Genomic DNA, 15188 nt, shown 5'->3' on the forward strand with positions numbered 1-15188 from the left:
TATGCATACCCAAGAAAAGTTAATTCTCTCACGTTACGCCAGTATTGCTGACGCCATCGCCATTTTGCTCAACGGGTATGCCGAAATCGTCATCCATAGCTTACAGACATGTAAAGTACTCTATATTGCCAATAATCTATCTAATCGTGAGATAGGCTGTGACTCAGGGCTAGATGAGATCAACTTTAATGGGGATGAGACTGTCATCGGCCCATACAATAAGCTCAACTGGGATGGGAAAAATATGCGCGCTATCAGTGTGATTCTCGGGGATGATAAAAACAGCCCTGATGCCATGATGTGCATCAATATGAATCTAGCGGAATTTGAAGCGGCGAGAGATGTACTGAATTTATTCCTCAACAACCGTGCGCTAGTGCCTCAGCCAGAAAAACTATTCCACGATGACTGGCAAGAACGCGTCAATACCTACATACATAACTGGTTAGCAGAGCAACAACGCACCCTCATCGGATTATCCCGACAGGAAAAAAAGGCACTGGTATTCGCACTACACGACCATGGCGCTTTCAAAGGTAAATACATCACCACTTATGTGGCTAAAACCTTGCAGCTCAGTCGTACCACAGTATTCAATTATCTCAAACAGGTACGATCTTGACGCTATAGATCGTGAGACCACTTAGGCTCATACACAATGTCTAAACCCAACAAGAAAGGCCCAACTCGGACTGTCGATATTTTTTGTGCTAAGTGCAAAACACAACTATTTAAATATCGTAAGGGCGGTAAAGGGGCCTTAGTCAAATGCTTTAAAGAACGTATTGTCGTCGATCACACTCACACTCCTTGCATCTGCCCCAATTGTAAGCAACCATTCGCCAGAGAGGATTTAATCAGAGGAACACCTGCGTTTAAGATAATCAGCGGCAAGGTCACTGTTAAATAAAAACTTACATTCGGATCAGTTAACCTTCATCAGTCAAGTAATTTTCTGCTAACTTTTTCACGATAAAATCCAAAAAAGCGCTAATATGGGGCTTAGGATACTGCGCACTTTTATAGAGAGCAAAGATTTCTCCGCTACCATTATCCCAATGACCCACGGTCCAATTTGGTAAAATATTCACTAACTGCTTACTCTCTAGATAAGGCTTTACCATCCACTGCGATAACAGAAGTACGCCAGCGTCTTTAAGTGCTGCCGTGAGCAAAGGAGAACCCCCTTTTGACATGAAATTACCTTTTACTGCCACTTTTTGTTTAGTGTTTCCTTGGCTAAAATACCAGTGATTTACCTGTCTTTCTTGACTGATCAGCAAACAATTATGCTCATGTAGATCAGATGGCTGCGTTATTGCACTATGTTGATTTAGATAACGTGGAGATGCTGCTAATAGGGTGGGATGATTCAACAACTTTCGCGCTTTCAAACCGCTATCTTGTGGAATACCAATACGGATTGCAAGATCGACATTATCCCTATGAAGATCTACCACTTTATTCTCCAGTTCTAAGGTGATCTGCACATTGGGGTATAACTGCAAAAACTCAGGAATAATCGGTGCCAAACATAAGTTGCCGAAACTTTCAAATACTGAAATCCGTAGCATGCCCTGAGGAATATCTCGAGAACCTCTCATCTCAGCTAACAAGGTGTCAGCATCTTCTACTAATTTGCCTGACTGTTGATAAAAGTAACTCCCCTCTTCGGTCAAAATAAGCTGGCGAGTACTGCGTTTGAACAGTGTCGTCTTAAGCTGCTGCTCTAATATATCGATATTACGCGCAATGGAAGAAGGAGCCATATGTAACACTTGCGCTGCCTGAGAAAAACTTCCTGAATCAACAACCTGATAAAACACCTTAATCTTCTCTAACATTTTTACTACCCCAGTGTTTTTCAACAAACAGCTTTGCATTTTACGCTAAACTGTTGCAGTTCATGCACATATTCAGTTGTTGATATTAATTATGCACAATTAGCTCATCACAAGAAAGTCGCTTTAACCTCAATAAAGGACACAAGATGACAAACCGCATTGATATATCCCAAACACAACCTGCAGCATTAGCCGCGATGATGTCTGTTGAACACTATTTAGCTGAAACAACACTACCAACGGAGTTAAAAGAACTGATTAAAATACGTGCTTCGATGATTAATCAATGCGCTTATTGCATTCAAATACATACGGAAATGGCTTTAAAGATAGGAATACCACAACAAAAACTGTTTGCCGTATCGGCTTGGAAAGAGTCGCCTTTATTTAATTGCATTGAACGTACTGTACTTGCTCTGACAGATGAAATTACCCACGTTTCACACGCTGGACTCAGCGACTCTACTTACCAAAAAAGCCTTGAATTATTAGGTGAAGAGAAACTGACACAAGCTATGATGCAAGTGATTATGATTAATGCTTGGAATCGATTCGCAGTAGCGACGAAAATGAAACATCAAGAAGCTGATTAGGCTTATATCAGTTGGAATTTATTACATGGTGAAAAACTAAAACTGGTAATTAACTCCTAAATAACCCGAGATAAGGATAGCCAGCGTAATATTTATTTAATAATCATAAGTTTAATTACCACCCACTTCAACTGATGGTTGAATCACTATCTTGCCTCGACGACTCGATTCATTTTCTCGAACCATTAAACTTAGATTTAAGCAATACGCCAGAAATCAAAAACGCCAGTAAGCATAACTTACTGGCGTTCATATTAAAGCGGCCGTTTTATGCGGCCAGTTAACCTTGTTAGCTATCCTTACAGCTTATAACTAAAAGCCAATTTAGCATTACGCTCCTCACCTGGCATACCGCCAAGAAACATTGCCTTACTATAGTAACTTTCATTTAATAGATTATTAATATTAAGCTGTAACTTCCAACTATCCACCTGATAACTTATTGCTGAATCCATCACGGTATAACGAGGAACATACCCATCGGGGATCCCGAACCCACTCGAGTTAGTACTACGCTCATCGACATAAGTCGTCCCTAAACTGATACTCAGCGGACTTGCCAATGAGAACCACTGTGCTCCATAGGTTACCCAAGCGCTACCGGTCACATAAGGTACCCCTTTTTGACGAGTATCAAAACTGCCCTGAGTTGGATCTTTTTTATCTCTAGCATCTTGATAGACCCCGTTCACATTGATTGACCATTGCGCATTAAGATGGGCGTTTATATCCAGTTCAACACCCGAAGTTTCCTCTTCTCCATCATAAAAATATTCTATTTTTTCAGGGTCTAACTCATCTTTAACCGTATATCTCAAATTGGTTCGCGAACTCTTAAAGAACACTAAAGAGGCCAATAACTGATCGTCAAACACTTTATAACGTATGCCCAGATCATCACTCTCAGATCCAGAGTCTGGTCTGTCATCACTGCCGTCTATACTCCCTAAAATACTATAGGCCGTTCGCCCTTTAGAATGATTAATGAAAAAAGCAAGATTATCAGTCGGCATATAGGTCACACCTAGATTATAAGTCATACCGTTATCACTCGTATCTTGCTCTGGTGTTGGCTCAGCGGCACTAGCACGGTATCGAGCATCGACACCTAAGTGCTCATAACTCTGGGTGATCTCATTAAATGCCACGCCAATACGAGTCGTCAAACCATAACCAAAGTAACCCACATGTTGTACTCCAACCCCCCAAGCATTAACGGCCTTATTGTAGTTGCTGGTTAACAGTGGGTCATAATCTTCAAAGCTACCTTTACCCCAGTTTGGATAACGGATATCGTAGATATAAGGATGAGTTCCTCGATAGATAACCTCACCCTCTTTGTTCTTAATCACCTTATCGGCATCATAGATAGAATGCTGCTTCAAGCGGATGTTGCGGTCTTCAAAATTGGCATTCATTAACAACTCATTTTCAACGCCAGCAAACTCGAAATCGTATCTCAAATCAGCAAAATATTGCCATGAAGTCTCATCCGCTTCCACTTTTCGATACTCCTGACGACGAGCAGCAAATGGATGTAAAATTCCATTTTCGACAAGCGGTGCTCGAGGCTCCTCATTGACAATACTGCTCCCCTTAGACGTGCGCTTCCAATAAACATAGTTATAAGCACCGGTTTGACGAGCAAAACCTGAAGTATAATCCCGATATTGTAGTTGCTGATTTAAAAATAAATTATCATTAAAGTAGATATTATGGATCAGCTTAAATCTGAGCTCTTCACCTTCATTATCTTTTGCGATTGGTGAAATAATACCAGCTTTACCAAAAGCATAAGGGCTCAGTCCATCATCCGCAGCAAGAGAATCAGCCAATTGCCGTCGTTGAGCATCACTGAGTTTTATACCATTGCCTTTGGGATCATTAACCAGATCTTGCCAACCCACCTGTTCTGCAGTTTTACCTGCTACCGATGCGGCATTATAAATTCTAATAGGGTGACCGATAGAGTCAACGGCAATAGAGTCTTTAATATAATAAGCCGATAGCATCAAATCTTGGCTATCGTCGATAACATATTTAAGTGAAGTATAAACTTCATCTCTGTCGGTACCTATTTCTCGGTATCCATCGCTACGGGCAGTTTTTGCCACAACACGATAAGCTAAGTTATCAGTCACTCCACCAGTACTGTCTATCGATAGAGCAGAAGTATTCCATTGACCCAGTTCAATACCTATCTCATTTTTCGACTCAAATTCTGGCTTCTTCTCGATAAGGTTAATCACACCACCAGCACTGCCCATTCCATATAGACCTGTTGCAGGTCCCTTAAGGACTTCTATTGATTCAACATTAGTGAGTGAACGAGTTGGATTAAAGGTATTGCCTAGTCCTGCGCCACCATACATACCATCAAAAGTATAATTGGCCCCTAGACCACGGATCACTAAGTTATCACCAATACCATAGTTATTACCCGCTTGAGTCACACCACTGATATTACGAACCAGATCTTGAAGACTATCGGCCCCCTGCGACTGAATCAACTCTTGATCGACAATCACCACTGCCGCAGGAGTTTCCATCAAAGTCATGTCAGATTTGGTCGCAAGACCTGAATTCATGACCACTTGGTTTTGTCTTCCGTAAACAGTAATACGCTCTACATCTGTGTTTTTCAGCTCTTTAGCTTGTAAGTGTTGTTGCTCAGAAACGTTATTTGTCACCATATCAGCAGCAAGCAGACTCCCAGACAACAAACTAGATGCACAAGCGGCAGCAAGTAGAGAAAAACGAAATTGTAACATTAGTTAATATCCCCCATAAGTATTATCTGAAGATGATAACGATTATCATTATTGATGCAATAGGTGTTTCACTAATTGGTATAAAGTTGAGCGATAAGTTAGCTTTTACTGGATTTTCTTACAAAGTAAACCGTAATTGATACGAACTAATGGGGGACAAGAAGAATACACATACATAAAAAGCACTAAAATAGCCTCAAGCATAGCGCTCAAAAAAACTAAAATTGATAATTAACCCCTAAATAAACATTAGACAGTTCTGACTCTAATACATTATTAATAGTACTATTTTCTAACTCTGCTAGAATTTTCTCATAAGCAAGACGAACATTAACATGAGTCGTCACTGCAAAATTAAACCCAACTCCCCACATCCAACCGGAAGCTGAATAATCATCTTGATCGGACTCAACTTGGGTTTTAGCAACCCCAACCTTAATAAACATAGAGTAAGAAGGGTTGAAAAAATGATTAAGTTTGGCCGCAAAGGTTGCGGCTTTCGCCTTTAGATTACTCTCTTCACCTAAATCCGTCGTCGTAAAAAAGGTGCTTTCAAACGACAAGTCTTTACCAAAGCTGTAACCTGCATAACCACCAAAACTGCTTGCCGATTCATTAGCATCGTTTAAACTTAATTCACTGTAACCTGCCATTCCACCCATGTAGTATCCCTGAATATCAGGGGCTGCTGTGGCTGATGTGGATAACAATAATATAAAAAAAATCCCACTCAGTAAGCGTAATTTTTTCATATTCTCTCCCCTGAAAGCATAATCTCTGGTTTTCACCGCTTTATCTAGGATTAGCCTAGCAGAAAATACATTGATAACAACTTACTAGCACACATAATCTGGTTTAAATTAAAATATTGTTAGGCACGTTCTAATTGCTGAATATATGGAGACACTATCGACATGCTATGAACCACAGTCGATTCTTTTTCACCCACTGGAGCCACATAGTGGATTGCAGATTCAGCAGACCCTTTACCCGCTAATTTAGCAATAATCCACGTGGCTAAATATTGAGATGCCATACAGCCACCAGAAGTTGCAATGTTATTTTTTGCGAAAAATGGCTGATTTAACACCTCGACTCCGGCATCAATGACCCATGGCTTGGTTGTTAAATCGGTGCAAGCCGGTAAACCATCTAAAATCCCCAACACTGACAAGAGTAGTGCGCCAGAACATTGCGCACACACCAATTGATTAGATGGGTCCAAATTAAGCCTACTCAATATGCTCTTATCTTTAACTATGTTACGGGTATATACCCAAGCCACTTCAAGGTGCTCGTTTCAGAGCCCCCATAGGATGGCTGAATAAGGCAGTGATTGAGAGAATGGTTGTTCCCTTGTTGATAACACTAACGCAGTGCAGGTATTCTATGGGAACTCCCACAGGGCATGGCGAGAAGCAACATATTTATTCGTTATGAAATATTGAATTAGAATAACTAGTCCATCAATTTCATGCCTTAAACTCTGTCACTTCTCGACATGCTGAATCCTGCATCTTAAGGTAGCTTGGGTATACACTACCAACCAACACTGCATCAGCGCTATTTGCAAACTCTAGAGGCTGCTGCGCTTTGACTTTTACACCATTCATTGATGTTACAAAATCAGACGGACATGTTATTTGCACATTCCATCCACTACTTTTCATTCGGTTCAATATGCCAGCAGCGATAAATGAATCGAGTTCATTAAATCCTTCAAAAGTGAGAATGGCTATATTCATAGTGTTTCCTACTGGCTAATAAGTGTTGCTGGTAAATGGGAAGTAAAATCATTTAAATGTCCGATTAAATCATGAAATTCTATATGTAAGACCTGACTCGGGTCCCTGTTAAGTTGATAATCATACACATTAGCGCGGTTACAGATAACATAAACATAAGTAACGGTGCAGCCCAGAAAGAGTTGATGGGCAATTGACTGGCTAAGGTGCCGATCATTGCCGCCATAAGTTGATGTAAAAATCCACATAATACCATTGGATGTGCACTGGCGATTGGAGCTTTGTCGTTAGCAATAGCCAAGCTTGTAGGGTAACTCATTGCTTGCCCAAATACTGCAAAGCAATAAGGTAACCACAGTAATACTTCATTGTGTAATACACCTCCCACCAGCATTAAAGTACTGCCACCGACTATGATGCAAATCCCTGCTAGCAACATAACATTATTCCCTGTTCTAACGACATTGCGATTAACAATCAGTGATCCCATAAAGTAGGCAAGACTTATCAACCAGCCGAGTTGACCATATTGGGTGAAACTCCAGCCCATTAGGTTTTGAAACAAAAATGGCCCACTAGTATTAAAGACAATAATCGTGCCATAGCCAAGACCACCGATCAGTGTAGGAAGCATAAAATCCTTACTAGTTAACAGTCGACTATAAGCTTGTAATGAAGATAATTTAGCTGCAGGTAGTGGTACTTTTATGATAGGCGTTAGGCTAATGACACCTAACAGAATGACACTTGCACCAGCCAATGAGCCAAATATAGAACGCCAGCCGAAAAGCGCGAGTAAGATTGAGCCAAAATATTGCCCAATACCTAAGGTAAAAACAAAAGCTATCGATAGCCAAGATAGTGATTTGGCTAATTGTACACCGTTAAATTGATCTTTAATCAACACACGCGCCATCACGGACATTCCGCCAGCCCCTAGCCCTTGAACCAAACGAAGCAGAATAAATAACTCAATACCGTTTACTAAACAAATACCTATGCTCGAAGCAATATAAAGTACGATGGCCACTAGAAGAATGGTTTTACGGCCATATTTCTCACTCAAACTGCCCCACACTAACATTAGAGCAGCCATACCTACTAAAAAGGTCACAAGGGCTAGAGAGGTATTTTGCTGTGTACCGTTAAGTTCCATCGATATAATTGGCACAGCTGGCAAGTACATAGTAATACCGAGTTGTGCCATAAAAACCGTTATGCAAGATATAAAAATAATGCGCATTCTTAACCTGTATTTATTTATTGAACATTGCGGATTTTTTGATCTGCCAGCTAATACCATAATAACGATAATACCCCAGTAAATTACTGCCAATAAACAGCAGTTCCATCAAGACTGCTGTTGGCGATCCTGCTAGGTAATTATGCACTAACCAAAATGAGGTCCCCACGATCATAAGTTGGCGTAACCTTTGATCGCTTTGGCAAAAAGCCGCGGTAGTTTGAAATATTGTGCCACTAAAACTTAGTACACTGAGCAAGCCAGAAAAGGTCGTTAATGTGATCATTAAGGCACAAATCAGAAAACACACCATTAGTCGCTTCGACGTGGTAAAAATGCTTAAAAAATACCGAACACTCGCCAACATCATTAAACCAGCAGCGGTCCACTGTTCAAGTAATATAAAATGGGTACAGATCAAGATACCTGATATACACAAACAACTGACAATGTGTTGTCTCTGTTTACATTGAAATGATGCGAAATCAAATAAAATCGCAATGGCAATTAACACCTGAGACCAAACAAATACAGACACTAATTTTACCCTCTATGACTGATGCATAAACTAAAAAAGCATTATGCCAAGAAGCAAAGCGAAAGGAATTAACTTAAGTTAAGCAGCAAAAATTTAACGTAACAATCGCGACTTTAACCTTGAAAGGCTAACAGGACTAATACCGATATAGCTGGCAAGTTGAATATTATTAAGTTTTTCAACCCATAAAGGCCAAAAATTGAGTAAGTGTTGATATCGCTGCTCAGGGTTTTTTAACAACAGAAATGCTTCTTTTTGCTCTTTAAACAACAACTGTCTTTTCAGTAAACTTAACTGAGCAGGGAGCCATTCAGGCAAAGCAAGTAACCCTAATGGGATTTGAACCACACAGGCTTTATCAAGGGTTTCAATTTGATATTGTGCGGGTTTATCCGTTAACCAGCTATGATAAAGAAAACAAAGTTCCCCAGCAAAGTAGAACTCCTTACAACGCTCGACTCCTTGCTTATCAAAATGGCAGGCCTTTAATATTCCTGACAAAATAAAGTAGCCATACCGTTGCTGACTATTTTGAGCTAATAAAACACGTTTTCCATTAAGCGAAAGCTTGTTCACATTTAACGTATTGACTTCAATCGTCTTAGGTAAACCCAATGTAGATAAAAAATGGGTCAAGGTTATCATGTCTTCAGGAAGTAAAGTCGTCATATATATTACTGATTATAAGAATCTTATTATTTTTATTAACAATAGGCATCTGATTTTAGCTTGATCCTAACACCGAACAAGCCTCAATGCTTCTTTTCAAAAATATTCACTTAGTATCAATAATTTTTACAGCTGAACCTTCAGTCAATATCATAGAAAAAAGGAGGGATGAATTGCAAAGAATACTCTCTTAATAGATTTTTATGATTCACTCAATCGATAAAGACCTTTTCTTTTAATCTCTATTCTCGTCTTACACTGTTTGCAGGCAAAAAGAGCCTTCGTTGTAAATAAAGAGGATAACCATGGATATAAGAATAAAAAGCTGTGTTGTACTATCGATAAGTCTGGCATTGACTGTTCAGGCTGAAACATTAACCCGTGACAATGGTGCTCCAGTAGGAGACAACCAAAACTCAATCACTGCAGGTCATAATGGCAGCGTACTTTTACAAGATGTCCAGTTAATCCAAAAATTACAACGTTTCGCTCGTGAACGTATTCCTGAGCGTGTTGTTCACGCCAGAGGCACAGGTGTTCATGGTGAATTTGTGGCCAGCGATAACCTAAGTGATCTAACCCAAGCAGCTCCATTTGCAGCGCAAGGTAAAGTGACACCTGTCTTTGTGCGTTTTTCAACGGTCATCCATTCAAAAGGCTCACCAGAAACCTTACGTGATCCACGTGGATTTGCGACACGCTTCTATTCTGATCAAGGCAATTGGGATCTCGTGGGCAATAACCTGCCAGTCTTCTTCATTCGTGATGCGATAAAATTTCCAGACATGGTGCACTCACTTAAACCTTCACCCATTACCAATATTCAAGATCCGAATCGCTACTTCGACTTCTTTAGTCATGAAGGCACGGCAACGAACATGTTAACTTGGGTGTACACAAATTTAGGCACACCTTCAAGCTACCGTAAAATGGACGGTTGGGGTGTGCATGCCTATAAGTTTATTAATGATGATAATCAAGTTAAATATGTGAAGTTTCACTGGAAAAGCCAGCAAGGTGTTGAAGGGCTAAGGCCCAATGAAGTCACCGAGATGCAAGCTAAAAACTTTAACCACTTAACCGATGATCTCTATACTCAAATTAATCAAGGTAATTTCCCTAAATGGGATCTAAAAGTCAAAGTGCTGAGCCCTGAAGATTTGAGTAAATTCGATTATAACCCACTCGATGCAACGAAAATGTGGCTCGATGTACCAGAAACCACTGTGGGCACCATGACCCTAAACCGTGTACCTGATAATTTCTTCCAAGAAACAGAACAAGTCGCATTTGCCCCTTCGAACTTAATTCCAGGTATCGAGCCTTCAGAAGACAAGTTGCTTCAAGGACGCATATTCTCCTATGCCGATACACAGCTATATCGTTTAGGTGCTAATTTATCACAGATCCCGATTAACCAAACACAGGTAAAAGTGGTTAATCACAATCAAGATGGAGCATCAAATCAAGGGCATACAGCAAGTGATATTAACTATCAGCCAAGCACACATTTAGCATTAGCCGAAGATAATCGTTATCGCTCAGTCAACACAGCTTTAACAGGAAGCGTACAGCAAAAAGTCATCCATCAACAAGATAACTTTACCCAAGCAGGGATCTTTTATCGTGGCTTAAGCAAGCAAGATAAAAGTGATCTCATCACCAACTTATCTGGTGATTTGGGACAAGTAGAAGACGGCAATGTGAAACACCAAATGTTGAGCTACTTCTACCGAGCTGATAAAGACTTCGGTAAAAGGCTGACGAAAGCGGTCGATGGCGATCTCAGTGAAGTAAAGCAAAGAGCAAAAATGTAATTTTTTACTCGGTATATTGATTAGAAAATAAGTCCTGTAAGTCGTTACTTTGCTGAGATCTAGCGAGCACCTCTTACAGGCAACCGGATCACAGGTTCATACTTAAATTAACCAAACCTATAGTTTCTGATATTAAAGGTGTTTTCAATGAAAAAATCATTCACGATTAAATCGATACTTATTACTATCAGTGTTCCTCTGGCTGTGTTTTTCACCATATTTTGTATTACTTATTATACGGCCAGTGCCTCAGTGCGAAAACAAGCACACGAAGGTGACAAAAGTGCGTATATAGAGCCCCTTACAAACACTGCAGCAAGTGTCCCTTCATCTATCTCTTTTTTGGATCAAACGCAGTTAACAAATAACAAAGATGAAGGAGCAATTAAAGCGACATTACTCAATGATTACTTTTTTGCTGCTGCCAGAACTGGCAATGTCGAAGTCATTCATTATTTTGCAGAAGCCGGATTTCCTGTTGATCAGCGTAACAGCCAAAGCTATACAGCACTGATGGTGTCAGCCTATAACGGTCAAGAACAAGCTATTGAGGCACTACTCAATCATGGCGCAAATGCATGCTTGCAGGATAAACGTGGAAATACCGCGATTATGGGGGCTGTTATCAAAGCTGAATTCGCCATTATGAAGCAACTTTACCGCCAAGACTGTGATGCTAAGTTAACCAATAAATCCGGTATGACACTGGAAGAATTCGCTCAATATTGGGGACAAAGTCAGCAGTTACAAAAGGCTAGCCTAGCGGCCAAGCAACAAATGTAGTCATAGCGCTGTGCTGATTAATTTCAGACTAATGAGCGAAAAACACTCAACTTAGAATCTGTTACTGACAAGATTGTGCATAAAGATCACTGACCCAAGCGCTATTATCGATAAAAGGGTTTCTATTTTTCTGCCACTCAAAGATGCGATTATTACGCCGACGTTCCCAATCGCTAACAGGATCTTGTTGATGCCAACGAAGAAGCATGCAGCGATCACCAAGTAAAGCTTGGCCAACTTGAGTAATACCATTAGCAATCGTTAAGTTAGGTGTACCACTACTATCATTGCCTTCATACCTGATATCCATATAGAAAACCATACGTGCGACGTCACCCTTAATGTCATCTTTGGGCTCAAAACTATCTGAATCAACATAATTACCTGGTGCTTCAGATATCTCACTGCCTCCGAGAGCAAAATCCTTATTACCTCGACTGCTGTTAACAGTCACATCTGCTGGTCGTAGATGATGCATATCGGTATAAGCATGCATGTTACTGTCAGGGAAACCATGACTTTTCGCCCACACATGTTCACGATTCCATGCATCGAGTGAATGGCTCATGCCAACACGGTTTATTTTTGGCTCAGAGCGACCTGTGTATAACAAGATCACATTGTTACTATTGGCAGGATCTTCATCGGCATAACCTAATCCGTCCCATACTTCACGGTAACTTAACTGCTTATGCCCCTTAATGATCACATTTAAACGGTCTTTTAATGCCGCGCCTGATTGGCCTATTGCATCAGCATAATAAGTGGCAAAGTCATACTCACTATGGCTTTTATCTGGGCCAGTCTTATCGTCTTCTGTAAGATACTGAAACACGATACTCACATCACTAAACGCTTCATAAGCATAGATATTAATATAATATCTCCCAGCCGTAGGACTGGTGACCAAACACTGCTCATTATTGCCTGTTAAGTAAGATGCACAATCATGTGTATCTAACCTTGGCTCACGACCTTGTCGCAAATAAAGATCCCCATCTCCCCTTCCCCCCATCATGGTCACACTGACTTGAGTCACGCCAACAGGAAGATCCGCTATGTATTTCAATGTTTGCCCAGTATTAGCACTCAAATTGACCTTAGTCTGATCATTGTCAAGTTGGTCATATCCAGTCGCCTTGCGATCATCACAATTGATCGTCAACAATCCAGAATCTTGATTAACCGCCTTATCAATCGATGGCCAATCTGCAACGAATTGAGTACTGTTTGTTGTCGTTCGATATTGACTTAAATCGACTTCAGTACATCCTGCATTAAACCGTTCAATATTCTCCACCACGGCATCATTATTTAGCGTACCGTATAAAGCTTCACTCATAAACACACTAGCATTGACGTTAAATGCAAATACAGGCAAGAGCAACATTAGAGGTAAGGTGAATATTTTCATCAGCGAGACCCATTTGTTATTATAGAATTCAATTCATCATAGAACTGATCACCCATATTTCCCATCCATCTTAAATGAATAAAGGAAACATAATGTTTACAATAACCAAACAAGATTACAGTTTAATTATTAGCGTAATAAAAAGACCTCAATCAATGAAATATTATACTCAAAAGGATAAAAATGGTGTCTGCGGAACTCAACAGCTATCTAGACTCTTGCTTGCTGCAAATATTGAGTCATTTCAACTTCAGGCACCATACCGCCGCCAGTAGCCCAAACCACATGAGTCGCATTAGCCAGCAAACCTTTAAGTCCCATACGCTCAAGATATGCTTCGTTATTCAATACATGAACAATACCAGGTACTCCAGCCAAAGCTGAAGGTTCTAATTTGAGACCTTCAGTATCATACATCATACCCAATAGTCGATACATCTCATCATCACTAATGGTGATATAACCATCGATCATTCGTTCCATCGCCTTACCAACAAAGCCTGAAGCACGCCCTACTGCCAATCCATCTGCTGCAGTGATATTGTCAATCCCAAGATCCTGCACTGCTATTTTATCATGCAGCCCAGTGTGAACGCCTAATAACATACAGGGTGATTGTGTCGGCTCAGCGAAGATACAGTGTACATTATCACCGAAGGCTTGCTTAAGACCAAAAGCGATCCCACCGGGACCACCACCAACACCGCAAGGCAAGTAGACAAACAATGGATGCTTTGTATCGACAACCACTTCTTGTTCAATAAGTTGCTGCTTTAGTCGTTCACCCGCAACCGCATAACCTAAAAACAACGAAGTCGAGTTTTCATCGTCGACAAAGTGACAACATGGATCGGCCTCAGCTTCAATGCGGCCACGCTCAACTGCAATACTGTAATCGAATTCATATTCAACCACATTAACCCCATGACTGCGCAAACGATCTTTTTTCCATTGACGAGCATCGGCTGACATATGCACGCTTACCCTAAAACCTAAACAAGCACCAATAATGCCAATCGACAAACCTAAATTTCCAGTGGATCCGACAGCTATCTTATATTGGTTAAAAAAAGCCCTACACACATCACTATCAAGCTTACTGTAATCATCATCAAGTTTAAGGATCCCTGCGTTAAGTGCTAACCTTTCTGCATGTTGCAGCACCTCATGAATTCCACCTCTGGCTTTAATCGAACCCGATATAGGCAACTGAGCATCTAGTTTGATCATCATTTTACCTAAAAGCTTTGTCTCATAACGTTCACTTAAGGCTATTTGCATTGTCGAAATAGCAAGTAAAGGTGACTCTATGATCCCTTTACTTGCTATTGTTTCAGGAAATACACGACAAAGAAACGATGCAAATCTCGCCAATCTGTCACTGGTTTCTTTCACATCAACCTCAGTCAATTCGACATAAGGTAATGCTTCAGCATAACTTGTCACATTAGGATTAAACCAACTTAAGGGCTTAAGGCTCATTAACTCGGCCACTAAAGGGAATTCATTCACTAATTGCACTATTTCTTGTTTATTCATACGTCACATTTTCCTACATGAAGCGAGATAATCATTACGTTTAACATCGCTGGTACTGGCAACACAATGACATAACTCATCTTATCAAGCTATTTAGGAGATGAAATAATTGACATAATAAAAGTAATACTAATCCGCAAGTGATGACTAAACTGAACACATTTCAATCCAAATGGTGTAGTATCCTTATCATCAAAAAATAACCTATTTATCTATTCAATAGTGTAAGGAG

Annotated in this window: 15 protein-coding genes; 5 read left to right on the forward strand and 10 right to left on the reverse strand. The window is 40.3% G+C overall.

The window, feature by feature from the left end; all coding sequences use genetic code 11:
• Position 1: 1 nt before the first annotated feature.
• Both HQQ94_RS17255 and HQQ94_RS17260 read left to right on the forward strand, forming a co-directional pair.
• On the forward strand, positions 2-622 hold the full coding sequence (locus tag HQQ94_RS17255; RefSeq protein ID WP_173295577.1) for a transcriptional regulator: 621 nt from the start codon (positions 2-4) through the stop codon (positions 620-622).
• 36 nt (positions 623-658) lie between these two features.
• Positions 659-910: a hypothetical protein gene (locus tag HQQ94_RS17260; RefSeq protein ID WP_173295578.1), complete on the forward strand. Its 252-nt coding sequence runs from the start codon at positions 659-661 to the stop codon at positions 908-910.
• Between the two features lie 19 nt (positions 911-929).
• Here the strand turns inward: HQQ94_RS17260 and HQQ94_RS17265 are convergent, their stop codons facing one another.
• A complete protein-coding gene (locus tag HQQ94_RS17265; RefSeq protein ID WP_173295579.1) occupies positions 930-1844 on the reverse strand; it encodes a LysR family transcriptional regulator in 915 nt (304 codons plus the stop codon).
• Positions 1845-1990: 146 nt separating this feature from the next.
• Here HQQ94_RS17265 and HQQ94_RS17270 point away from each other — a divergent pair, with 146 nt between their 5' ends.
• Positions 1991-2437 (forward strand): carboxymuconolactone decarboxylase family protein, encoded by a 447-nt coding sequence (locus tag HQQ94_RS17270; RefSeq protein WP_173295580.1) that lies wholly within the window; start codon positions 1991-1993, stop codon positions 2435-2437.
• 299 nt (positions 2438-2736) lie between these two features.
• Here HQQ94_RS17270 and HQQ94_RS17275 read toward each other — a convergent pair whose 3' ends face one another.
• The 7 genes from HQQ94_RS17275 to HQQ94_RS17305 form a co-directional block, all read right to left on the reverse strand.
• Positions 2737-5208: a TonB-dependent siderophore receptor gene (locus HQQ94_RS17275; RefSeq protein WP_173295581.1), complete on the reverse strand. Its 2472-nt coding sequence runs from the start codon at positions 5206-5208 to the stop codon at positions 2737-2739.
• A 218-nt stretch (positions 5209-5426) separates the two neighbouring features.
• A complete protein-coding gene (locus HQQ94_RS17280; protein WP_173295582.1) occupies positions 5427-5960 on the reverse strand; it encodes a porin family protein in 534 nt (177 codons plus the stop codon).
• A gap of 119 nt (positions 5961-6079) precedes the next feature.
• Positions 6080-6433, reverse strand: coding sequence for a hypothetical protein (locus tag HQQ94_RS17285; RefSeq protein WP_217274060.1), 354 nt, complete (start codon positions 6431-6433; stop codon positions 6080-6082).
• Positions 6434-6680: 247 nt separating this feature from the next.
• Entirely contained in the window at positions 6681-6953 is a 273-nt protein-coding gene (locus tag HQQ94_RS17290; protein WP_217274061.1) for a hypothetical protein, read from the reverse strand.
• 79 nt (positions 6954-7032) lie between these two features.
• Positions 7033-8196 (reverse strand): MFS transporter, encoded by a 1164-nt coding sequence (locus tag HQQ94_RS17295; protein ID WP_173295583.1) that lies wholly within the window; start codon positions 8194-8196, stop codon positions 7033-7035.
• Positions 8197-8209: 13 nt separating this feature from the next.
• Positions 8210-8734 (reverse strand): YgjV family protein, encoded by a 525-nt coding sequence (locus HQQ94_RS17300; protein WP_173295584.1) that lies wholly within the window; start codon positions 8732-8734, stop codon positions 8210-8212.
• A 93-nt stretch (positions 8735-8827) separates the two neighbouring features.
• Complete coding sequence (locus HQQ94_RS17305; protein ID WP_173295585.1) at positions 8828-9403, reverse strand: Crp/Fnr family transcriptional regulator; 576 nt, start codon at positions 9401-9403, stop codon at positions 8828-8830.
• A gap of 305 nt (positions 9404-9708) precedes the next feature.
• Here HQQ94_RS17305 and HQQ94_RS17310 point away from each other — a divergent pair, with 305 nt between their 5' ends.
• Positions 9709-11220, forward strand: coding sequence for a catalase (locus HQQ94_RS17310; protein WP_173295586.1), 1512 nt, complete (start codon positions 9709-9711; stop codon positions 11218-11220).
• 147 nt (positions 11221-11367) lie between these two features.
• The gene (locus HQQ94_RS17315; RefSeq protein ID WP_173295587.1) at positions 11368-12003 is read left to right on the forward strand and encodes an ankyrin repeat domain-containing protein; all 636 of its coding nucleotides are present in this window, start codon (positions 11368-11370) and stop codon (positions 12001-12003) included.
• Positions 12004-12064: 61 nt separating this feature from the next.
• Here HQQ94_RS17315 and HQQ94_RS17320 read toward each other — a convergent pair whose 3' ends face one another.
• Positions 12065-13417, reverse strand: a complete 1353-nt coding sequence (locus HQQ94_RS17320; RefSeq protein WP_173295588.1) for an endonuclease — start codon at positions 13415-13417, stop codon at positions 12065-12067.
• A gap of 210 nt (positions 13418-13627) precedes the next feature.
• Positions 13628-14956, reverse strand: a complete 1329-nt coding sequence (locus HQQ94_RS17325) for a D-serine ammonia-lyase (protein ID WP_173295589.1) — start codon at positions 14954-14956, stop codon at positions 13628-13630.
• Between the last annotated feature and the right edge of the window lie 232 nt (positions 14957-15188).

It is taken from the genome of Shewanella sp. VB17, assembly GCF_013248905.1.
Taxonomy (GTDB): domain Bacteria; phylum Pseudomonadota; class Gammaproteobacteria; order Enterobacterales; family Shewanellaceae; genus Shewanella.